At 47.1% G+C, this 22,104-nt stretch carries 14 protein-coding genes and 2 tRNA genes; 7 read left to right on the top strand and 9 right to left on the bottom strand.

Annotated elements, in window-relative coordinates:
- Nucleotides 1-31: 31 nt before the first annotated feature.
- From thrC to thrA, 3 genes are read right to left on the bottom strand one after another with little or no spacing between them, the layout of a single operon-like run.
- Nucleotides 32-1,342, bottom strand: coding sequence for a threonine synthase (gene thrC, locus IS446_RS15100; RefSeq protein ID WP_203061591.1), 1,311 nt, complete (start codon nt 1,340-1,342; stop codon nt 32-34).
- 13 nt (nt 1,343-1,355) lie between these two features.
- Entirely contained in the window at nt 1,356-2,279 is a 924-nt protein-coding gene (locus tag IS446_RS15095; RefSeq protein WP_203061590.1) for a homoserine kinase, read from the bottom strand.
- A 3-nt stretch (nt 2,280-2,282) separates the two neighbouring features.
- Nucleotides 2,283-4,727: a bifunctional aspartate kinase/homoserine dehydrogenase I gene (gene thrA / locus IS446_RS15090; protein WP_203061589.1), complete on the bottom strand. Its 2,445-nt coding sequence runs from the start codon at nt 4,725-4,727 to the stop codon at nt 2,283-2,285.
- 285 nt (nt 4,728-5,012) lie between these two features.
- On the opposite strand from thrA, the gene IS446_RS15085 reads away from it, so the two are divergent.
- Both IS446_RS15085 and hutH read left to right on the top strand, forming a co-directional pair.
- Nucleotides 5,013-6,527 (top strand): NAD(P)H-hydrate dehydratase, encoded by a 1,515-nt coding sequence (locus IS446_RS15085; RefSeq protein WP_203061588.1) that lies wholly within the window; start codon nt 5,013-5,015, stop codon nt 6,525-6,527.
- A 228-nt stretch (nt 6,528-6,755) separates the two neighbouring features.
- A complete protein-coding gene (gene hutH / locus IS446_RS15080) occupies nt 6,756-8,267 on the top strand; it encodes a histidine ammonia-lyase (RefSeq protein ID WP_203061587.1) in 1,512 nt (503 codons plus the stop codon).
- Here hutH and IS446_RS15075 read toward each other — a convergent pair.
- From IS446_RS15075 to IS446_RS15060, 4 genes are all read right to left on the bottom strand, one after another.
- The gene (locus tag IS446_RS15075) at nt 8,236-8,640 is read right to left on the bottom strand and encodes a hypothetical protein (RefSeq protein ID WP_203061586.1); all 405 of its coding nucleotides are present in this window, start codon (nt 8,638-8,640) and stop codon (nt 8,236-8,238) included. The two genes, hutH and IS446_RS15075, sit on opposite strands and share 32 nt — an antisense overlap.
- Nucleotides 8,641-8,727: 87 nt before the next feature.
- Nucleotides 8,728-9,114: an STAS/SEC14 domain-containing protein gene (locus IS446_RS15070; RefSeq protein WP_203061585.1), complete on the bottom strand. Its 387-nt coding sequence runs from the start codon at nt 9,112-9,114 to the stop codon at nt 8,728-8,730.
- A gap of 51 nt (nt 9,115-9,165) precedes the next feature.
- Nucleotides 9,166-10,539 (bottom strand): 30S ribosomal protein S6--L-glutamate ligase, encoded by a 1,374-nt coding sequence (gene rimK, locus IS446_RS15065; protein WP_203061584.1) that lies wholly within the window; start codon nt 10,537-10,539, stop codon nt 9,166-9,168.
- 123 nt (nt 10,540-10,662) lie between these two features.
- Nucleotides 10,663-13,215 carry an ATP-dependent Clp protease ATP-binding subunit gene (locus IS446_RS15060; protein ID WP_203061583.1) on the bottom strand — a complete coding sequence of 851 codons (2,553 nt, stop codon included), beginning with the start codon at nt 13,213-13,215 and terminating at the stop codon, nt 10,663-10,665.
- Between the two features lie 263 nt (nt 13,216-13,478).
- Here IS446_RS15060 and gyrA point away from each other — a divergent pair, with 263 nt between their 5' ends.
- Complete coding sequence (gene gyrA, locus IS446_RS15055) at nt 13,479-16,025, top strand: DNA gyrase subunit A (protein WP_203061582.1); 2,547 nt, start codon at nt 13,479-13,481, stop codon at nt 16,023-16,025.
- A 31-nt stretch (nt 16,026-16,056) separates the two neighbouring features.
- Nucleotides 16,057-17,328, top strand: coding sequence for a tetratricopeptide repeat protein (locus IS446_RS15050; RefSeq protein WP_203061581.1), 1,272 nt, complete (start codon nt 16,057-16,059; stop codon nt 17,326-17,328).
- Between the two features lie 316 nt (nt 17,329-17,644).
- Here the strand turns inward: IS446_RS15050 and IS446_RS15045 are convergent, their stop codons facing one another.
- Both IS446_RS15045 and IS446_RS15040 read right to left on the bottom strand, forming a co-directional pair.
- On the bottom strand, nt 17,645-18,394 hold the full coding sequence (locus tag IS446_RS15045) for a C40 family peptidase (RefSeq protein WP_203061580.1): 750 nt from the start codon (nt 18,392-18,394) through the stop codon (nt 17,645-17,647).
- Between the two features lie 27 nt (nt 18,395-18,421).
- Entirely contained in the window at nt 18,422-19,597 is a 1,176-nt protein-coding gene (locus tag IS446_RS15040; RefSeq protein ID WP_203061579.1) for an acetyl-CoA C-acyltransferase, read from the bottom strand.
- Nucleotides 19,598-19,721: 124 nt separating this feature from the next.
- Here IS446_RS15040 and IS446_RS15035 point away from each other — a divergent pair, with 124 nt between their 5' ends.
- From IS446_RS15035 to IS446_RS15025, 3 genes are all read left to right on the top strand, one after another.
- Nucleotides 19,722-21,770: an HD family phosphohydrolase gene (locus tag IS446_RS15035; RefSeq protein ID WP_203061578.1), complete on the top strand. Its 2,049-nt coding sequence runs from the start codon at nt 19,722-19,724 to the stop codon at nt 21,768-21,770.
- Nucleotides 21,771-21,903: 133 nt separating this feature from the next.
- Nucleotides 21,904-21,987, top strand: a tRNA-Ser gene (locus tag IS446_RS15030).
- Between the two features lie 23 nt (nt 21,988-22,010).
- Nucleotides 22,011-22,085 (top strand) — tRNA-Pro (locus IS446_RS15025).
- Nucleotides 22,086-22,104: the final 19 nt, after the last annotated feature.

Genomic DNA, 22,104 nt, shown 5'->3' with positions numbered 1-22,104 from the left:
TTCAACCTAAACTCCAATAATCCTGAATTATTTACAGCGCCCCTAAAAAGTCCTTTAATTCATCATAGGTAGCTATGGTCGCATATTCCTTTTCCCTGTGCATAACGGCTTGTAATTGCGGTGGCAGATCGATACGGATGCCCAGGGTGGTTTCTACCTCATCCTTGAATTTTGCAGGGTGGGCTGTTTCCAGAAATATTGCCTTATACCCCTTGTATTCCGGTAACTTCTTTTCTGCCCCCAGGTAACCTATTGCCCCATGGGGATCGGCGATATAGCCGAAATCGTCTTTCAGGGTTTTCATCGCCTCCCTGGTCTCCCGGTCATTAAAGCTGTAAGAGGAGAAATGTTGCCTGAGTTGCTCCGGAGTTTCGCGGAAAAGGGCTTCGATGCGGATGAAATTACTAGGGTCTGAAACATCCATCGCATTAGCGATGGTAGGTACTGTGGACTTAGGGGCGTAATTGCCTGTAGCCATATACCTGGGGATGGTATCATTGACATTGGTGGCAGCAACAAAATGCTTCATGGGTAATCCCATCCTGTAGCTCATGATCCCGGCGCAAATATTCCCGAAATTTCCGCTGGGCACCGAGAAGAGTGCGGGCTTGTTGTTCCCTTCTTGCTGCAATTGACGTACGGCCAGAAAGTAATAGAACATCTGGGGTAACCACCGGGCCACATTGATCGAATTTGCCGAGGTGAGGTTAAGGTGGTCTATTTCTTCATCGAGGAAGGCTGTTTTTACCATGCGCTGGCAGGCGTCAAAATCGCCTTTTACTCTTAGGGCTTTGATGTTGGCTCCTAAGGTGGTAAGTTGTCTTTCCTGGATATCGCTCACCTTACCTTCAGGGTATAAGATCACCACCTCCACGCCGGGTACATTGAGGAATCCGTTGGCTACGGCTCCTCCCGTATCGCCGGAAGTAGCCACCAGCACTCTTACCGTTCTGTTCTTTTTCTCCCTGTTAAAATAGCCCAGGCATCGCGCCATAAATCTCGCGCCTACATCTTTAAAGGCCATGGTAGGGCCGTGAAAAAGCTCGAGGCTGCTGTAAGTATCGTTGAGGTGTACCAGCGGAATATCGAAGGCGAGGGTTTCTGATACGATCTGACGCAGGGTGTCTTCAGGGATCTCCTCACCGATGAACGGTGCGATCACGCGGTAAGCGATCTCCGCTTTACTGTAAGCGGGGAGGTTATGTGTGAATTCAGGATCCAGTTGAGGGATGGCTGTAGGGAAGTAGAGTCCCTTGTCTTCTGCCAGGCCCTTGACCAGGGCTTCCTGGAAGCTCACCGGGTTTTGGCCTTTATGCGTGTTATTTAGGCTTGCGTATTTCATTGTTGGTAGGGGTTTATTTGATAAGGTGGGTACCTTGTTTTGCTATGGGCGATATATGCACTTCATTGGCAACACCTAAGCGGTTATATACGTTTTGCATTTGCGTGCCCGCACGTGCTGCGGTTTCTTCTCCTTTACACAGGGCGAATATAGATGGGCCCGATCCGGAGATCCCGCTTCCCAGGGCTCCGCTTTCCATCGCGGCTTGCTTGGCCTCGTCGTATCCCGGAATGAGCGGACTCCTCATAGGTTCTACGATCTCATCGTGAAGTGACCTGCCCAGTAAGGCGTAGTCTTCGGTGTACAGGGCTGCTACCAGAGCGCCCAGGTTGCCCCACTGACGAATGGCTTTCTCCATGGGGATCTGACTTTTGAGCACAGATCGGGCATCGGCTGTTCGCAATTCTATCTGGGGGTGAATTACGGCAGCGAAGAGGTCTTTTGGCGTGTGTAGTGAAAGCACTTCCAGGGGGTCGTAAGAGCGTATGAGGGTTATGCCTCCCAGCAGGGCAGGGGCTACATTGTCTGCGTGCGGAACGCCACTGGCCAGGGCTTCACCTTGCATTGCCGCAGGAATTAATTGCTTAGGCGAGAGGGGAGCGCCAAACAGCTGGTTCACCCCAAATGCAGCACCTGCAGCACTGGCAGCACTGCTGCCAATGCCGCTGCCCGGCTTGATCTTCTTGCTGATCTCTATAACCACCCCCTTTTTTGAGTTTAATTCCTTTAGTAACGACAAGGCAGCGATGCCCGCTACATTCTTGTAGGGATCGGTAGGGAGCATAGGACCTTCATTCTGCAGGATCATAACACCCGGCTCTGAATGTTCATAAAAGGCCATATGGTCGCCCGTGGTTTCCAGGCACAGCCCCAGCACATCAAAACCGCAGGAGATATTGGCAACGGTAGCCGGGCAAAATACTTCGATCTTATTCATGCCTTATTGGTTTACGGTTCTGATGATATCTGCAAAGATCCCCGAGGCGGTAACTTCGGCCCCGGCCCCGGCCCCTTTGATGTTGAGTGGCTGGTCGGGATACCTGTTCGTGTAGAACAATACGATATTGTCTTTACCCTCCAGGTGATAGAACGGATGGTCATCGGGGATCTCCCGGAGGCCAACACTGGCTTTGCCCTGGTTAAAGGAAGCGACATATTTGAGTTTACAGCCTTTGCTTTCGGCCTTGTTCAGGAGGGACTCGAAGTGAGGTTCGTTCTCACTCAATACCTTCAGGAACTCTTCCGGCGACGCTGTGTCTAATGCGCCTTCCGGAAGAAAATCGTTTCTGGTGATCTGCTCGAGATCGAGCTCATAACCGCTTTCACGTGCCAGGATGAGAATCTTGCGCATGACATCGACGCCGCTGAGGTCGATGCGTGGATCGGGTTCGGTATATCCTTCGTCCATGGCCCTTTGCACCACCTCATTAAAGGAGGTCTTTTGGTTGTAGTTGTTAAATATAAAATTCAGGCTACCCGAAAGTACGGCTTCGATCCTGTTGACCTGGTCTCCGGAGATCACCAGATGTTTAAGGGTGTCCAGTACCGGTAAACCTGCTCCTACATTGGTTTCGAACAAGAAGGGGGTGTTGTAATGCTTTGAGAGCTCTTTCAGCTTGCGGTAATGGGCGTAATCTGCGGAGGCTGCGATCTTATTACACGTAACCACTGCCACACTTTTAGACAGGTAATCGGCATACGTAAAGGCTACCTTTTCGTTCGCAGTGATATCTACAAAGACACTATTTCTAAGGTTGAGGTCGAGAACCTTGTTGTAAAAACCTTCCAGGGAAGCCTTTTCACCCTTTGGCAGGTCTTTTTCCCATTGGTCCAGTTCGAGTCCCTGGTCGTTAAAGACCATGGTACGTGAATTGGCAAGACCGGTTACGCGAATATTGATCTTGAGCTGTTCCCTCAGGAATGCTTTTTGGCTTCGCACCTGTTCCAGGAAGCGTTTCCCTACATTTCCGGCGCCCATTACGAAAAGGTTGAGCTGTTTGATGCGGTCTTCAAAAAATTCTTCGTGGAGTGTGTTCAGGGCTTTTTTAACATCTTTGTTGGCGATCACCGCAGATATGTTACGCTCTGAGGCGCCCTGGGCGATCGCTCTTATGTTCACGTTGTTCTTACCAAGTGCACTGAACATGCGTCCGCTTAGTCCCTGGTAGCTCTTCATCTGGTCTCCCACAAGAGCGATGATGCTCAACTCCCTTTCGGTCAGGGGTGGGTATACCTTATGAGATGCGATCTCTCTTTCGAATTCCTGTCTGAGCATGGCGATGGCCTTTTCTGCATCTTCATCGGCGATGCCCACGCATATGGAATGCTCGGACGACGCCTGGGTGATCATGACCACATTGATGTTTCCGGAAGAAAGCACATTGAAAAAGCGTTGTGATGTTCCGGGTATACCGATGAGTCCGGGACCCTCCAAAGACAGGAGGCTTATATCTCCTATACGACTTATACCGCGAACGGCGCGTTTGGTGGCTTCGGCTCTTTTGGCGATTTTGGTTCCGGGAGCTTCCGGATCAAAGGTGTTCTTAATAACGATCGGGATGGCTTTTTCCAGTACCGGTTGAATGCTTGGCGGATAGAGTACTTTGGCGCCGAAATGTGAAAGTTCCATGGCTTCCTCGTAAGAGATGTGAGGTATGGCAAAAGCTTGTTTTACCATCCTTGGGTCTGCGGTATACATACCGCTCACATCGGTCCAGATCTCCAGGATTTCGGCATTTGTAGCAGCGGCTACGATGGCTGCCGTATAGTCGGAGCCACCCCTGCCGAGGGTGGTGGTGTGTCCGTTCTCTGAAGAAGCTACAAACCCCTGAAGTACGCCTACTTTTCCCTTGTGGTCTTTAACGGCTTCCCTGATCAGGTTGTGTGTAAGTTCGACGTTTGCCTGGGCCTTACCAAAGTTCTCATTGGTCTTGATAAGCGCCCTGCTATCGCCCAGCCAGCTATCGAGATCATTGCAGGCAAAGTACTGTTGAATGAGGTATGAGGAGAACTGCTCGCCATAACTAAGAACCTTATCCTTCAGTCTCGGGGTGGATTCCCCGATCATAAAGGCGCCTTCAAGGAGGGTTTCCAGTTTGTTGAGCTCTCTTTTAAAATACCCGATGAGCTTGCTGTGCTCCGATACTGCAAACAGGTCTCTTATGGTTACTAAATGGTGGTCTTCAAGCTTTTTGAGGGATGCTTCAAAATCCCTGCTCCCTGCTGCAGCGCTGGCTACAGCCGATTCCAGCAGATTGGTTACTCCGGACATGGCTGAGACCACGACAATAAGGTCATTGCTGTTGGCCTGTTTCACGACCTGGTATACCTTTTTGATATTCTGTGAATTACCTACGGAGGTTCCGCCGAATTTTAATATTTTCATAGAGGATTTTATTGGTTATTGGGTATGCGGTGTTTCAGACCCGAAATACGGGTCATATGCTTTGGTTCATATGAATAACATTACCCCCTAAGGGGTGATAATGGTGGTTGTAATGGTAGAGGTCATGCCAAATGCGCCTTCCGGGTGGAAGGTTCTGAAAGAGGGTATGTGGTTGGTTAATGGCATGAATATGTTTTCATGTCAAATGTAGGAACTTTGATGACCTGAACAAACTTTAACATAAAAAATAATAAATACATAACAAATCGCTTAAATCGCTGTGAAATGAAGATTTTTAATGCAGATCAGATACGTATTGCTGATAACATCACAATATCGCGGCAGCAAATAAGCAGTATTGAGCTTATGGAGCGGGCTGCTTTCAGGGTGTTCAGGCGTTTAAGGGACGCCTTTTTGCCGGTAGAAGGCACGGTTTGGGTGTTTTCCGGGATCGGAAATAACGGGGGAGACGGTCTGGTCATAGCGAGGTATCTTTCTGATGCAGGTTATAAGGTCAGGGCGGTTATCGTGAATTTCAGCAAGCACAGGTCTGCTGATTTTCTACTGAATTACGACCGGTTACTGGAAACCGGGGTGGCAATAGATGAGCTTCATGAGGGAAGTGTTTACCCTGTAATTGAAGAGGGAGATCTGGTGGTCGATGCGATCTTTGGTATCGGCCTTAACCGGGAACCACCTGCCTGGGTGGCAGGGCTCATTGGGCATTTGAATGCCGCAGCGGTCAAGATTATTGCGGTAGATGTTCCTTCGGGACTCTTCATGAATGGCATGGTTCCAGATGAGCATGCGGTGATCAAGGCTCAACATACCTACACTTTTGAGCTGCCCAAGTTGGTATTCCTGCTTCCGGATACCGGTAAGTTTACGCGCAGCTGGAGTGTTGTTGGTATTGATCAGGATAAAGATTTTATAGCGGCTGAGGTTACACCTTTCTTTTTTACGGAGGAAGAAGAGATGGTTGCGATGCTGCGAAGGAGGGAGCGATTTTCACATAAAGGGAGTTATGGTCATGTGCTGGTTTGCGGTGGGAGCTACGGGAAGATCGGTGCGCCTCTAATGTGTGCCGAAGCAGCCTTGACAGCAGGTAGCGGATTGGTTTCTGCCCTGGTGCCCCGATGTGGTTATGGGGTGTTTCAAACAGCAGTGCCGGAGGTGATGTGTGTGCCTGTTACAGGGGTAGATCATCTTGATGAGATCAGACCGGATTTCGATCCTGATGTGTTTGCCATAGGTCCTGGTTTGGGCACTCATGACGATACTGCTAAAGCTCTTGCCGATCTGCTGGAACATTACCATGGAAAGTTGGTGCTGGATGCCGATGCTTTGAATATATTGGCCGGTGATCCCCGGCTTTGGCGATTCCTGCCGGAAAATGCTGTGCTCACACCCCATCCCGGGGAATTCCGTCGACTTGCCGGGGCGTGGGGTAGTGACAGGGGAATGATGGAAAAAGCCATGGCTATGGCCTCTCAAAAAGGAGTTGTTCTGGTGCTTAAAGGGGCTTATACCATGGTGACAAATGGACGTGAGGTCTATTTTAATTCAACGGGAAACCCGGGAATGGCTACCGGGGGTAGCGGCGATGTGCTTACGGGGGTTATAGCTTCATTACTGGGGCAGGGATATACTGCTATGGAGGCGGCACGGCTCGGAGTTTATATTCACGGATTGGCAGCCGATATTGCAGTACGGCAAACGTCACAGTGGGCCCTTACGGCCACCGATATCATCGATTTTCTGGGAGATGCCTTTTTGCATCTGAGTGCATTGAAAAAATAGGTCGTACCTTGCAACGCAGGTCGATATTCTCCTGGTCTCCGGAGATCGGCGTCTTCTCGATGGGTGTAATATAAAGGCAAAGTCTTGTCTGTAATGGGGAGTTTTACGTTCTTCGCAGCAATTTTCCCTGGGCAGGAACACCAAGGTGTGGTCAAAGACCCTTTTACCAGGGGAGTGTAGGTTGTAAAACCAGGATCTTGAACAATTACTAACTGTATTGCGTATATCATGAGCAAAGTTTATCATATTTCGTCTGAAGAGCTTAGTTTGGAAGTTTTGAATACCCTGTTGTCTGAAAATTACGAACTCGCACTTTCAGAAGAGGCTGCCCGAAAGATCGAAGCCTGTCGTGCTTATCTCGATGAGAAGATGGCAGCCGATCAGCGACCGGTTTACGGTATCAATACAGGGTTCGGATCGTTGTGTAATATTAAGATCTCAGGAGAGAACCTGAGTCACCTGCAGGAGAACCTGGTGATGTCGCATGCCTGTGGTACCGGAGAGAAGGTGCCTGAGGCCATCGTAAAGATCATGCTTTTGCTTAAAGTACAGTCGCTAAGCTATGGGCATTCCGGGGTACAGTTACTTACCGTACAACGCTTAATTGACTTTTACAATCATGATATATTGCCTGTGATCTACACCCAGGGCTCACTTGGAGCATCGGGAGACCTTGCGCCACTGGCTCACCTTGCCCTCCCGTTATTGGGGCGTGGAGAGGTGTATTTTAAGGGGGAGATCAAGCCTGCTTCAGAAGTATTGAACCATTTTAACTGGGAGCCTGTAACCTTACAGTCAAAAGAAGGCTTGGCCCTGCTTAACGGAACACAGTTCATGGGAGCCTATGGGGTGTGGAGCTTGTTGCAGGGGCATAAACTCTCTTACCTGGCCGACCTGATAGGGGCGGTTTCCTTAGAAGCTTTTGACGGAAGGTTGGAGCCGTTTAATAAGCTCATTCATGAAATACGACCCCACAAAGGGCAGTTGGATACGGCTGCGCGCATTCTGGAATTTACCAAGGGGAGTGAGCTCGCACAGCAAGAGAAAAAAAATGTACAGGACCCGTATTCTTTCCGTTGTATGCCACAGGTACACGGCGCCTCTAAAGATGCGCTGGACCATGTGACAAGGGTGTTCGGTACAGAGATCAATAGCGTTACCGATAACCCTAATGTTTTTGTAGAAGAAGATGAGATCATCTCCGGGGGTAATTTCCACGGACAACCCCTGGCCTTGGCCCTGGACTATATGGGGATCGCCCTGGCTGAATTAGGGAGTATTTCGGAGCGAAGAACTTACCAGCTTATTTCCGGATTACGAGGCTTGCCGGCCTTTTTGGTTAATGATCCCGGGTTGCATTCCGGGTTTATGATCCCGCAATATACCGCTGCCAGTATTGTAAGTCAGAGTAAACAATTGGCCACACCGGCCAGTACAGATAGTATTGTGTCGTCTAACGGACAGGAAGATCACGTAAGTATGGGAGCTAATGCAGCGACCAAATGTTTACGTATCGTGGAAAATCTGAAGAGTGTGTTGGCTATTGAGCTTATGAATGCCTCTCAGGCAATGGCCTTCAGAAGACCGTTAAAGAGTTCGGAACGTATAGAAGTGTTCCTGGAGAAGTATACCGCAGAGGTGCCTTTTGTAGATCAGGATCGCGTATTGCACGACGATATTGAACAAACAAAGAAATTTATCGATAGTCTTAGTGTGACTTCGGAGATGCTTGGCGCTTAGGGCTTTTCTCGACCTGTTTTTGTGTCCATGCTATAGCGTCCTGAAGATTGTTAAAGAAACCGTTAGGGACCTTCAAGAACATTTTCTCGATAGCAAAGTTCATACGCTGCACCGGTGAATGCGCAGCGATGGCAAACGAGATCAGGTTGGGTTGCTGGTTCACAACTTCCTGATGCATGAACGGATTAAAAGAATAAGAGTTTAGTCGGTAGGAGATAATTGCGTAGGGCTTGTCTCCGTAAAATTGATTGCAAAGATTAAAGATCTCTGCTCCCTGTTCTGTTTCCAGGTCTATGCCTTCATGGATAATTCCAATCACATAAGTGTCGTGAAACTTCAGGGTGACAAAGTCATTCTGAATGGTTTTGATCATCGAAGTGTTAGGTCTGTCAGGTTAAATCCAAGGGGAAAATACTGTTGGCTTGCTGATTTCCTGACAAGTATCCTGTGAGTTACACATTTATTCGATGAGGTTCCTGCTCCAGAGGATAGCTTCGTCTAAATCGTTGAAAATTCTCATGTTATGAGCATAGAACTGCTTCTCCACCTCGAAGTTTTTCCGGTAGCTGGCCTTTTCACTTACAATGGCTATTCCTTTGAGGTTTTTCATTTCGGTGAGGTAGGGATATATGGTCGGATCTACCGAATAGGAGTGGAGACGCAAGGAGATGTATACAAAATCTCTTAGGCCGAAATTTCGCTCACTAAGGGCTATGAGTTTCGAAGTGGTGTCAAGGTCGAGGATGGTCCCTTCCTCTAAAATACCAATGACCATATTGGAGTAAAAGTAAAAAGTACCGAGATCTGATCTTTCTACATTAATGAAGTCTTGGGGGATAGAAGACATTGTCTGCATTTGGTTTTACGATTGGGGGTTTTTGATCATGTGTTTGTATGATCAGGCTTCAGGCTTCCAGTTCAGTTTTTTCTCGATCGCCATGATCATTTGTTCGGCAATGCCCAGATTGGTAGCGGTTTCGATACCTTCCAGTCCGGGTGATGAGTTCACTTCTAAAAGTAATGGGCCTTTAGAGGAACGTATTACATCTACACCGGCCACATCGAGTCCCATGGCTTTAGTGGCTCGTACGGCTATTTTTTTCTCTTCGGCTGTAGGTTTGATCACTGTTGCGATGCCTCCGAGGTGGACATTGGCTCTGAATTCACCCGGAGGTGCTGCTCTTTGAATGGCAGCTACCACCTTCCCGTTGATCACGAAAAGTCGGAGATCTTTTCCACCGGCCTCTTTGATGAATTCCTGGACGAGGATGTTGGCATCAAGACTTTTAAAGGCATTGATCACACTTTCTGCAGCCTTCTTGGTTTCTGCCAATACGACACCTTTACCCTGAGTACCTTCGAGAAGCTTTACGATAAGAGGTGCGCCACCTACCATATTGATAAGGTCGTTGGTGTCAAGTGGTGAATTTGCAAATCCGGTAGTTGGGATCTCGATCCCGTTCTTAAGCAATAGCTGAAGGGAATAGATCTTATCCCGGGCCTGCCTGATGGCGGCAGAGGTATTTAGGCAAAATATATTGAGCGATTCGAAATGTCTGGTGAGCGTACAGCCGTAAAAGGTCATGCTGGGCTTAATTCTAGGGATCACAGCATCGAGGTCGTTAAGGATCTTACCACCCCGGTAATGGATCTCCGGACGTTGTGCGTCGAGTTTCATATAACATTGGCGAATGTTGTAGAATTCGATCTGATGACCGCGACTTTCACCGGCTTCTATGATCCTTTTATTGCTGTAGAGCTCAGGATTACTGGCTAGAAGGCCAATTTTCAATCCGTTCTTATAGGTAATATCGGTTTGGTATTTCTGGTCGATATCGGCTTTGGTGTAGTTGCCGAGCATAAAGCTGTTCTCGGGGTCAACGATCATGCGTCCAAGCATGGCTTCGCGCCCGAAGAGCATGCGATATCCCATGCTGTCTCTGTTGGTTAGAGACATCTCAATGTCCCAGGTTGCATTGCCAATGGTCACAGGGGTCTTGATAATATACCTGTTTTCGCGATTCCCGGTAGAACTTTTGATCACACGTTTATCGACCACGAAGGCCTGGCAGCTGATCATTTTCTTACCGTTATGCTGAAGGGGGTATACATCAAAAGAGACCCAGGTTTCGTTGTTGCGTTGAAAAGGTTGGATGTTAACAGCGTGAAGTGCTGAGGTTTTTGCTCCACTGTCTACCCTGACCTTTATAGCCGGAATGCTTAAGTCGGGAAGGGCCACCCATTCTTCACTGCCGATAACTGTTTTCTCCATGTTTCTCCTGGTTTTATTGAATCTTTACGAATTTAAGGAGTATATGTGTCTTTAGCATAAAAAAACGCGATAAACAACCGTTTATCGCGTTATGATGAAATTTGAATTTTATAGGAATTCGAATTAGGATTCTGTCGATTCTTCCTGTTTGGTGATCTTGATCGTTAGTTCGTCCTTTTTCTCATCCAGGTCCATTTGAATACTGTCTCCTTCACTGAGGTTTGAACTGATGATCTCTTCTGCCAGGGCGTCTTCGATATATTTCTGGATCGCCCTTTTGAGCGGACGAGCTCCGTACTGTTTGTCGAATCCTTTATCGGCAATGTAATCCTTGGCTTTTTTCGTAAGCTTGAGATTGTACCCCAGTCCTTTGATACGGCCAAAGAGTTTTTCCAACTCGATATTGATGATCTTGTGGATGTCTTCTCTTTCAAGCGGATTAAATACCACCACATCGTCTATACGGTTCAAGAATTCCGGTGCAAAGGCCTTTTTAAGGGCGTTTTCGATCACGCTTTTGGCGTGGGCGTCGGCCTGTTCCTTTTTGGCAGTGGTACCGAAGCCAACTCCTTGTCCGAAGTCTTTGAGCTGACGCGCTCCGATGTTCGAGGTCATGATAATGATCGTATTTCGGAAATCGATCTTTCTTCCAAGGCTATCGGTAAGGTAACCATCGTCGAGTACCTGCAACAGCATATTGAATACGTCGGGGTGTGCTTTTTCCACCTCGTCGAGAAGGATCACTGCGTAAGGTTTTCTGCGTACTTTTTCGGTAAGCTGTCCGCCTTCTTCATATCCTACGTATCCCGGAGGTGCTCCGATAAGACGTGATACGGCGAATTTCTCCATGTATTCGCTCATGTCGATACGCAAGAGAGCGTCTTCAGAATCGAAGAGTTGTGACGCCAGCACCTTGGCCAATTGGGTTTTACCCACCCCGGTTTGTCCGAGAAAGATGAAGGATCCGATAGGTTTATCCGGATCTTTAAGTCCGGCGCGGTTACGTTGAATGGCTTTAACGACCTTAGCAACAGCTTCATCCTGACCAATAACCTTTCCTTTGATCAGTTCCGGTAATTCGGCCAGTTTAGAGCTTTCTGCCTTAGCGATCCTGGTCACAGGTACTCCGCTCATCATGGAGACCACGTCGGCAACGTTCTCGTCGCTTACGGTTTCGCGGTGGAGCTTAGATTCTTCTTCCCATTTTTCCTGGGCCACCTGCAGCTCTTTTTCCAGACGTTTTTCATCGTCTCTGAGCTTGGCAGCTTCTTCGTATTTCTGTTTTTTAACCACCGAATTCTTCAGCTCCTTCACCTGCTCCAGTTGTTTTTCCAACTCCAGGATCTGTTTTGGAACTTCCATATTGGTAATGTGAACGCGCGATCCGGCCTCATCGAGGGCGTCGATCGCTTTGTCCGGAAGGAAACGGTCTGTGAGGTACCTGTTGGTGAGCTTCACACACGCTTCAATAGCTTCCGGCGTATAGATCACATTGTGGTGTTCTTCGTATTTTCCTTTGATGTTATTGAGTATCTCTACGGTCTCTTCTACAGAAGTAGGCTCAACGATCACTTTTTGGAACCTTCTCTCCAGGGCACCGTCCTTTTCGATGTACTGACGGTATTCGTCCAGGGTAGTGGCACCAATACATTGGATCTCTCCTCTTGCCAGTGCCGGCTTGAACATATTCGAAGCGTCTAAGCTACCTGTAGCACCGCCTGCACCAACAATGGTGTGGATCTCATCGATAAAGAGAATGATGTCGTCATTCTTTTCCAGTTCATTCATCACGGCCTTCATACGCTCTTCGAACTGACCGCGGTATTTGGTTCCTGCTACCAGCGATGCCAGGTCGAGGGTAACCACGCGTTTGTTGTAGAGAATACGCGACACTTTCTTTTTAACGATTCGCAGTGCCAGCCCTTCGGCTATAGCACTTTTACCCACCCCGGGCTCACCGATGAGCAGCGGATTGTTCTTCTTGCGTCGGCTAAGGATCTGCGATACTCTTTCGATCTCTTTTTCACGGCCCACAACCGGGTCGAGCTTGTCTTCTTCCGCAAGCTGGGTGAGGTCCCTTCCGAAGTTGTCTAAAACTGGAGTTTTAGATTTCTTATTGCTCTTACCTGCAGAGGAAGAGCCTCCGAAGGGAGAATCTTTTTGGTCGTCGCTATCGGAAGGATCGTCAGAAAACGATTCTGCCGTTGGCGAGTCTATAAAGTCATCATCACTGGTGATCATGAGCTTGAATTGTTCTTTCACATTGTCGTAATCCACTTTAAGCCGGTTTAAAAGTTTGGTGGTTGGGTCGTTCTCATTCCTCAGAATACACAATAGCAGGTGCGCAGTGTTTATCGAGGTGCTTTGAAAGAGTTTGGCCTCCAAAAAGGTGGTCTTAAGAGCTCTTTCGGCTTGTCGGGTCAGATGAAGGTTTCGTTTATCATTGGTGTTGACCCCGGAATTAGAATTGGCCGGGGACAAGATCTCTACCTTACGTCTTAAGGTCTCCAGATCGATACTTAAGGCCGTAAGAATGTCAATAGCTTTTCCGTTTCCGTCTCGTAAAAGTCCGAGCATAAGGTGTTCGGTCCCAATAAAGTCGTGCCCGAGTCTCAGGGCTTCTTCTTTACTGTAGGCGATCACGTCTTTTACTCTAGGTGAAAAATTGTCATCCATGCGCTTAGTTCCTTTCTTCTTATTAAAAATAGTAAATCGTATACAACAAGGCAAAAACTATTCCTTAATTCGATTCACTTTTAGCTAATAGACAAAAAAAAGAGTCAAAAACAAAAAAATTAACACCGATTTTAAACGGGATTTTTGAAGGGAGTTTATGTTAATAAAAACGTTGAAAAACTATGTTCATATTATCCCTCTGCGCTTTTAAAATATGTATATTGGCACGATTGTAAACAAACCATAATTATAAACAATTTAATATGGCAGAAGGAGAAAAGCTGATCCCTATTAATATTGAAGACGAGATGAAGTCGGCATACATCGATTATTCGATGTCGGTCATTGTGTCACGTGCACTGCCAGATGTTCGTGATGGTCTTAAGCCGGTTCACCGAAGGGTTTTATTTGGAATGCATGAACTCGGAGTGCGTTCGAACACTGCTTACAAGAAATCTGCAAGAATCGTCGGGGAGGTACTCGGTAAGTATCACCCACACGGAGATAGCTCTGTATATGACACCATGGTGCGTATGGCTCAGGAATGGAGTTTGCGTTATATGCTGGTCGACGGGCAGGGTAACTTTGGTTCGATCGACGGCGACAGTCCTGCAGCGATGCGTTATACCGAGGCCAGAATGCGTAAAATATCGGAAGATATGCTGGCCGATATCGATAAGGATACGGTAGATCATCAGTTAAACTTTGACGATACGTTAAAGGAGCCCAAAGTATTACCAACGCGTGTACCTCAATTGCTTATTAACGGAGCTTCGGGTATTGCCGTAGGTATGGCTACCAATATGCCACCGCATAACCTTAGCGAGGTGATCTCCGGAACGGTTGCCTATATCGACAACCACGATATCACCATCGATGAGCTTATGGAGCACATCAAGGCTCCTGACTTCCCTACCGGAGGTATCATCTATGGATACGACGGGGTTCGCGAAGCCTTTAAGACGGGGCGTGGGCGTATCGTGATGCGTGCAAAAGCGCATACCGAAGAGGTGAACGGACGGGAGGCTATCGTGGTAACCGAGATCCCTTACCAGGTAAACAAGGCCGATATGATCAAGAAAACGGCCGATCTGGTAAATGATAAAAAGATCGAAGGTATTTCCAACATCCGTGATGAGTCGGACCGTAAGGGAATGCGTATCGTATATATCCTGAAAAGAGATGCTATTCCGAACATCGTTCTGAATATGCTGTATAAGTATACTGCCCTTCAGTCGTCCTTTAGTGTGAATAATATCGCACTGGTTAACGGCCGTCCGGAAATGCTGAACCTCAAGGATATGATCATGCATTTTGTGGATCACAGACATGAGGTGGTGGTTAGACGTACGCAATTTGAACTGAAGAAGGCTGAAGAGCGTGCACACATTCTTGAAGGTCTGATCATTGCATCGGATAATATCGACGAGGTGATCGCGCTGATCCGTGCCTCTGCCAACGCTGAGGAAGCCCGAGCCAAGCTCATGGAGCGCTTCAAGCTAACGGAGATCCAGGCGAAGGCCATTGTTGAGATGCGATTGAGACAGCTCACCGGACTGGAGCAGGATAAGCTGCGTCTGGAATACGATGAGATCATGAAGTTCATTGAAGATTGTAAAGACATTCTCGCCCGTAAGGAGCGCAGAATGGAGATCATCAAGGAAGAACTCCTGGAAGTAGAGCAAAAGTACGGTGACCCGAGAAGATCACAGATCGAATACGCAGGTGGAGACCTGAGTATTGAAGATATGATCCCTGATGAGCAGGTGGTGATCACCATTTCTCACGCCGGTTATATCAAGCGTACACCGCTTACCGAATACAAGACCCAGCATCGCGGTGGAGTAGGCCAAAAAGGTACCGCTACCCGTAATGAAGATTTCCTCGAGCATCTGTTCGTGGGAACCAACCACCAGTATATGCTGTTCTTTACTCAGAAAGGGAAGTGTTTCTGGATGCGTGTTTACGAGATCCCGGAAGGAAGCAAGGCTTCTAAGGGGCGCGCTATTCAGAACCTGATCAATATTGAGCAGGACGATAAGGTGAAAGCCTTTATCTGTACCAAAGACCTGAAGGATGAAGAGTATATCAATAGTCATTATGTGATCATGGCGACCAAGAAAGGGGTGGTTAAGAAAACCTCCCTGGAGCAATATTCTCGTCCGCGTACCAATGGTATCAACGCGATCACCATTCGCGAAGGCGATGAGCTGCTCGAAGCCAAGCTCACTACCGGGAACAGCCATATCATGCTGGCCGTTCACTCCGGTAAGGCCATCCGATTTGAAGAGAGTAAGATCCGCCCAATGGGAAGAAGTGCTTCCGGGGTTCGCGGTATCACTATCGAAGATCCTAAGGATGAGGTGATCGGAATGCTTTCTATCAATAACCTTGAAGAAAATGTACTGGTAGTATCAGAGAATGGATATGGAAAACGCACCTATCTGGACGATCCGGAAGACGGAGAGCCGGTTTATCGTATCACCAACAGAGGTGGTAAAGGGGTAAAAACCATGTCTATTACAGAAAAAACCGGTAACTTAGTGGCCATAAAAAGTGTGTCTGACAGTGACGACCTGATGATCATTACCAAAAAAGGTGTAGCCATCAGACTTGCGATAGAAGATCTAAGGGTTATGGGTAGAGCCACTCAGGGGGTTCGCCTGATCAACCTGAAGAACGATTCGATCGCGGCGGTAGCCAAGGTGGTTAAAGATGAAGATGATATCGAGGATGTTGAAGATATCGAAGTTCAGGAAGAAGGTCCGGTAACAGGATCGGATGCAGACAACACCGAAACTGAAAATTAACACTTAACACAAAATTAAATTCAATTACACAATGAAAAAGCGAATTCTATTAGCTTCTGCGGTACTTTTTACCACATTTGCCATGGCTCAGAAAAAAGAACTGAAGGCAGCAGAAAAGGCTCTGGAAGGCGGAAATGTTACTGAGGCCAAAGCTACACTGGATGCGTTGTCTAACGTAGATGGTTTTGAGGATAAATACAAAGCGCAATACTATTTCCTTATGGGGAAAGCGTATGCAGATATGGGGAAGAAGGGCATGGAGACCATCGATTCTTACACTCAGTCTGCTGAGTACTTCAACAACCTGATCGAATTTGAAAAAGGATATAAGGATAAGTATACTGAAGAAGCGATGCAGATCATGGAGGCTAACTCCGGAGATCTTGTAAATGCTGCAGTTGCCGATAACCAAAACAAGGAGTTCGGTAAAGGGGCAGATAAGCTTTACCTGGCATACAAGCTTAGCGGAAACGATGATTACTTGTATTACGCTGCATCAGGAGCTGTAAATGCCGGAGCTTATGAAAAAGCTTTACCATGGTATGTGGAGCTTAAGGACAAAGGATACACCGGGGTAACTACCCAGTATCTTGCTACCAATAAGGAAACCGGAGAAGATGAGGCTTTTGGTTCTAAGAATCAAATGGACCTGATGGTAAAATCCGGTGCTTATGAGAACCCAAGAGAAGAGGAAACTGAGAACAGATTCCCTGAGATCGTTAAGAATATCGCTCTGATCTACAACCAGCAAGGTGAAAAAGAAAAGGCGATCGCAGCGATCAGAGAGGCTCAGGCGGAGAACCCTGATGATGTAAATCTTTTGCTTACTGAGGCTAACCTTTACATCCAGTTGGACCAGAAAGACAAGTTCAAAGAGACCATGGAGCGCGCTATCGCCATGGATCCTGAGAACCCGGTACTTTTCTACAACATGGGTGTGATCTCTGCAGAACAGGGAGACAACCAAAAAGCTATGGAGTACTACCAACGCTCTCTTGATCTTGATCCTACAAGTGAGAATACTTACCTGAACATGGCTTCAACCATCCTTAACCAGGAGAAAGTACTCGTTGAAGAAATGAATGGTCTTGGAAACTCTGCAGCCGATAACAAGCGTTATGATGAGCTTAAGAAGGAGCGTGAGAACCTGTACAAAGAAGCTGTTCCTTTCCTGGAAAAACTTCTTGAGATCAACCCTAAGAATGTTGATGCTACCCGTACGCTAATGAACATCTACGGTAACCTTGGAGAAACTGCAAGCTACAAAGCTATGAGAGATAAGCTGGCTGAGTTAGAGCAATAAGATTTTTCAATGATATATAATAACCCGCGCTGAAAGGCGCGGGTTTTTTTTGATACAGTGAAACGGTTTTCCCCGAGTCGTTTTAAAATTGGCGTGGTGAGTCTGTAAAGTGAAAGGGATGTTTCTGTTATTAAAAGTATCCAAAGCAAGGAAGGATAAAACAGAGATATCATGGTTGTGGCTTGCTGCAATTGGTCTTCTTAGGGGTTGACAACTTTATGAAGTAAGAGTATATCTTAAAAAAAAAACCACGCGTATGAGCGTGGTTTTTTATGCGGTTACTCCGTATAACTGCATCACCTTATAACCGTATCACTCATATGATCTTTTTGATCACCCTTAATTTATGGGTATGCATGTTCTTATCGGCATTGAAGATCCCGCTATGGTCAATACGGTCGATACGAACCTGCCCGTAAGCATGGATAATGTAGTTGTTCTCCATGATAATACCCACGTGAATGATCTCTCCTTCGTCATTGTCAAAAAATGCGAGATCACCGGGTTCGCTTTCTTCAATAAAGCTCAGGGCTTCACCCTGTGTGGCTTGTTGCCCGGGTTCCCTGAGGAGCTTATAGCCATTGAGTTTGTAGACCATTTGAGTAAATCCTGAACTGTCTATTCCAAAAGGTGTTTTTCCACCCCATAAGAACGGACTGTTGAGGTACATAAATGCAGTTTTCAGGATCTCCTCTTTGGGTTGTTCCCCGGTCTTTACAGCGCCATCGTAATGGCTGTCGAGATGTTCTGCGGTGCTAATCGTGCTCCCCAACGGTATGGGCAGCAGGTCGTTGGTTTTGTTGTATACAAACTCCACCAGGTCTGCCGAAAGTCTGGCAGGTGTCTTATCGAGGTGCTTGTAAAGTGCTTCCTCGATAAGAACGAACTGCTTATTGTCTATCCACCCTTCATAACGGTCGAATGCAAGTCGAATCCTGCTCCAGTGCTTGCGCATCTCCAATACTTTGAAGTGTTCTCCAAAAAGTACCTGTGAGGTGAGTTCACTTTGATCGTTGGGTTCTTGCCGCAAAGGAACGATACTCAGATTGCAGATCCCGTATTGCATTCAGTTAGTCTTGGTTGATAGTGTTTATTAATTTCTCTCGATCACCATGGCAGAGGCTCCACCACCTCCGTTACAGATGCCTGCGGCACCGATCCTGGCGTCGTTTTGTTCTAATACATTCATAAGGGTAATGAGAATTCGTACTCCTGAACATCCCAGTGGGTGTCCCAGAGATACAGCACCTCCATTGACGTTTACCTTATCGGCCGGCATATCGAGGATCTTCATATTGGCCAGGGCAACCACAGAGAATGCTTCGTTCACCTCGAAATAATCTACCTGATCCATGCTGATGTTGGCTTTTCCTAAGGCTTTAGGAAGCGCTTTTGCAGGAGCGGTGGTAAACCATTCCGGTTCGTGAGCGGCATCGGCATAACTAAGGATGGTAGCGAGTGGCTTCAGTCCAAGGGCTTTAGCCTTCTCTTCACTCATCAGGATCACTGCACCGGCACCATCGTTAATGGTCGAGGCATTTGCAGCAGTTACGGTACCTTCTTTGGTAAAGGCCGGTCTTAGGGCCGGGATCTTTTCCATTTTAACGTTCTTGAACTCTTCGTCTTCAGCGATCACTATAGGCTCTCCACGTCGTTGTGGCACTTCTACAGGAACAACCTCGTTCTTGAACTTACCATCTTTCCAGGCTTGAGCAGAGCGCTTGTACGACTGTATTGCGTAGTTGTCCTGATCTTCTCTTGAGAATTCGTATTCTGTAGCACAGCTATCGGCACATACACCCATAGCGTTCTGATCGTACGCATCAACGAGTCCGTCGCGCTGTAATCCGTCTACGAGAGTGGCAGGACCAAATTTTTGACCATTTCTCATGTGGATATAATGAGGGATCATGCTCATGTTCTCCATTCCTCCGGCAACCACCACTTCGGCATCACCTGCAGCAATGGCCTGAGCACCCTGCATCACGGCTTTCATACCGCTGGAACAAACTTTGTTTACGGTTGTACAGGGTACGCTATCGGGAATTCCGGCGAAGATCGCTGCCTGACGCGCAGGAGCCTGTCCGACACCGGCTTGTACAACATTACCCATGAGGACCTCGTCTACCTGGTCTGCAGCGAGGTTGATCTTATCTAAGGCGCCTTTGATAGCAATGGCTCCGAGCTTGGGTGCCGGAACACTTGAAAGTCCGCCTAAAAAGCTCCCGATAGGGGTTCGGGCAGCTGAAACAATGACTACTTTATTCATGATAAAACTTTTTTACTGTTGCGAATTTAGGTAATTTATAACGATAATCATAAGTCACTATGGTAATAATAGCGTGCAAGAGATGACTTATTTTTTTTACATTTGAACATCAATATCCCTATCCATGAAGCGTTTTCTCGATAAGCTCTACGCCAACCAGTCGCTTATATATAAGAGCTTTTTATTTGTTGCAACCATCGTGCTTATCGTGTATTTTTTTCCGAAAGGAGGCAAGTTCAAGTACGATTTTCAAAAGGGTAAAGTGTGGCAGGAAGAAACCCTTTATGCGCCCTTCGATTTTGCGATATACAAGACCGACGAGGAATTGGAGTCAGACCGGGAGGAGATCACTGCGAACCATCCCGATTATTTTCAGTACGATGAGGATATCGCCGCGACCGTAGTTGCCGATTACGGAGAGCGATTCACCACCTTTTTTCCGAAAGACAGTTTTGGCACCCGGGATCATGAGACCCTATTCGCGAAAGGTGAGGCCTTACTCAATGATATCTATCGGGTAGGGGTGGTGCGTTCGGAGAGTGACCGCAGCGATGAGAAGGTGGTGAATGTGGTATTGAATAACGAAGAGACTACCGTTTTGTACGGGCAGTTACTTAAGATCAACCAACTGGAGTCGTTTATCAATAACAGGCTTACCGATCTCGGGGTAGAAGAATTTACCCCATCGTACTACGCCTTGTTCTTTGATATCATAAGGCCTAATGTATTCTTTGATGAAGACCTTACACAAACCACCCTTGGGGCTAAATTATCGGGGGTTATGCAAACCCGCGGTAATGTGGATAAGGGGAAGCGTATTATAGCTAAGGGAGAAGTGGTTGAAGGCGAAAAGTACAATATGCTGGTATCCCTGCGTAAGGAGTACCAATCGCAGTTGTGGAACGAACGCAATTACAACTGGATCGTTCTCGGGTATGTGATCCTTGTGGCCCTTACCCTGTTCATGCTTTTGCTGTTCCTGAAAAAATACCGCGCCGAGGTCTATGAGAACAACAATAAGGTCACTTTCATTTTCTTCAATATTTTGGTATTGATCTTTCTCACAACGGCCGTGGTCAAGTTCAATGTTGACTATGTCTATGTGGTGCCCTTGTGTATCCTGCCGCTTATTTTGAAGGCGTTTTTTGATCCCAGGTTGGGACTTTTTGTTCATACGCTTACCGTATTGCTACTCGGATTCATAGTGCCTAACAGTTTCGAATATGTGTTCCTGCAGATCATTGCCGGGATCGTGACCATACAAACCATTTCTGAGTTGCATAAGCGTGTGAATCTCTTTATTTCTGTAGGTCAGATCACCCTGGTCTATATCATTGCGTATTTCGCCTTTTTAGTGATCCATGAGGGAAATCTGGACAATGCCAACCTTTTTACCTTTGCTAAGTTTATTCTGAATGGTCTCGCAACCCTGGCGGCTTTCCCGCTGATCTATATTTACGAGAAGGTATTTTCACTGGTTAGTGATGTTTCCCTTCTTGAGTTAAGCGATACCAACTCTAAGTTGTTAAAGGAATTGTCGGATAAGGCGCCGGGAACGTTTCACCATTCATTACAGGTGGCCAACCTGGCAGAAGCTGCTGCGAACGAGATCGGGGCCAATGCGATGTTGGTAAGGGTAGGAGCTTTGTACCACGATATCGGCAAGATGAATAATCCGATGTATTTCACCGAGAACCAGCGAACGAGTGTGAATCCGCATAACGAACTCTTGCCGCAGGAGAGTGCCCGGATGATCATTGATCACGTATTGGAGGGCATCGAGATCGCCAAGAAGAATAAGTTACCGGATCGGGTGATCGATTTTATACGCACCCATCACGGTACCAATTACGTGTATTATTTCTACAAGCAGGCCATGGATTCCGGGGTGGAAGTCGATGCTGAAGATTTTCGTTATCCCGGACCCATCCCGTTTTCAAGGGAAACAGCTATTTTAATGATGGCCGATTCTGTGGAGGCGGCTTCCAAGAGTCTTAAGAATCCGACATTTTCGGTGATCGAGAGCTTTGTAGAGCGTATTGTAAGCAAGCAGGTGAAGGAAGATCAGTTTATCAATGCGAATATTACCTTTAAGGAAATTGAGATCATTAAAAAGGTGTTGAAACACAAGTTGAGCAACATTTATCATTTACGTATCGAATACCCCGAATAGTAAGTGTCTGTACCGCAGCAGGGAAGTGATTTATTTAAAAAATAATGGAGTAAAATGTTGCGTGAAACAAGATGATAATATACATTTGCAACCGCAATTTAAGGATTGCAGGTTCTGAAAAATTTTAGAATTAGGAGAGGTGCCAGAGTGGTAATGGAGCAGATTGCTAATCTGTCAACGGGTAACCGTTGCCAGGGTTCGAATCCCTGTCTCTCCGCAACGATCAGTTTTACACTGAATCGGGGTGTAGCGTAGCCCGGTTATCGCGCCTGCTTTGGGAGCAGGAGGCCGCAGGTTCGAATCCTGCCACCCCGACACATTGAGCCTACAATCA

The sequence above is a fragment of the Robertkochia sediminum genome, assembly GCF_016786255.1.
Classification (GTDB): Bacteria; Bacteroidota; Bacteroidia; order Flavobacteriales; family Flavobacteriaceae; genus Robertkochia; species Robertkochia sediminum.
The sequence above is the reverse complement of the archived record's forward strand: the minus strand, read 5'-3'. Positions and strand labels throughout refer to the sequence as shown.